This is a genomic window from Limnochorda sp. (assembly GCF_047459355.1).
Classification (GTDB): Bacteria; Bacillota; Limnochordia; order Limnochordales; family Limnochordaceae; genus Limnochorda.
Map to the genome: position 1 here is coordinate 1 of NZ_VSCV01000098.1, position 1,361 is coordinate 1,361.

Here is a 1,361-nt window from a genome sequence, read left to right on the forward strand (position 1 = left end):
AAGTGCTGCATGGCCCGGGTCACTTCCACCACGCCTCGCGCCTGGACCCGGCCGAGGATGAAGGCCAGGACCGAGACCACCACCACGCCCAGCAGCGTGTTCCGGATGGCTGCGTTGCGCAGGGGGAGGAGGCGATCGGTGAGGATCCGCTGGGGGATCTGGGTGAGGAGGCGCCAGTCGGTCCCGTCGATGGGCACCACCGTCATCAGGTAGGTCTCCTCCTGGGTTTCCACCAAGCGGCTGGTCGCTTCGGTGGCGGCCAGGAGCTCTTGGTACTGGCGCTGGAGCTCTGCCGGCGTCTCCTCATCCCAGAGAGGACGGGGTTCGGCGTCGTCCCAACCGGCCCCCAAGAGAACGGTCCCATCGGCCCGAACCAGCAGGTTGGCACCCTCGTGGGCCAGGCTGAAGTTGGCCAACCGCTCGGGAAAGCGCTCCGCTGAGACCAAGACCGAAATGACGCCCACGATGGTCCCTTCTGGATCTCGGGCGGGGAGGGCCACCTCGAGGGTCCAGAGGGTTTCTTCGTCCAACTCATAGCGCTCGAAGCGGCCCAGGGCGGGATGGCCGGCCAGCGCCACCCAGAAGGTGGGGGAGCCGGCCAGGCTCGCCTCCCCGAAGGTCCGCCCCCGGCTGATCACCTGGGCGGCGCCGTCCGGGTTGGCGATGCGGACCTCGATGTACTCCCGATTGCTCATCATGTCGCTGTAGAGGGCGTAGACGTAGGTGGTCACGTCGTCCACGGAGGCCGCGCCGATGCGCTGGGTGAGGCGGCTGTTCAGATGGCTCACCGCGTCGAGCTTCTCAGCCACCTCCTGGGCCAGCGTCTGGGCGTGGAGGTGTTGCTCGATCAAGAGGGCCTCTTGAGCCTGGGCGAGCAACTCACCGGATGAATCTGAAAACAACAAGGAGACTGAGACTCCCGCGGCCGCCAGAGCCATGAGCGCCATGGCCAGGGCCAGTTGGAAGCTGAGGCTCTGCAGGCCCCTGCCCGCCAGACCTCGCATCTTGACTCCCGTTCGAGCCACGGAACACTCGCCTCCTCCAGCGGACGGCTCAGGTCCTGCCAAAGTTGTTTCCTCATTTACATTATCGGCTGGGAAAGGCAGCCATGGACAGATCTGCCAGGCAGCGCCACCCCCGCGCGGGCCCAAACCAGGCAGCACCAGGAACAGGCAGGCCACGCCGAGACGCGCAGGCGCCTGGCCCCGAGGGAAGCCCGGACCAGGCGCCTGCTGGTGGGATGCTTGCTGGAGCGCAGACCGCGCCTCAGGAGGCCCGCTCGGCGGGCCGCGTCTCAAGGTCGATGCGGAAGTGGGCGACAGCTTCGGCCAGGTGCCGGGCCAGCTCCGCCAGCCGGGCCG

Annotated in this window: 1 protein-coding gene; it reads right to left on the reverse strand. The window is 67.7% G+C overall.

Features of this window, described 5'->3' with window-relative positions:
- A partial coding sequence (locus FWJ67_RS11130) for a cache domain-containing protein (RefSeq protein ID WP_414482856.1) occupies window positions 1–1,025 on the reverse strand: 1,025 nt, incomplete at its 3' end.
- Between the last annotated feature and the right edge of the window lie 336 nt (window positions 1,026–1,361).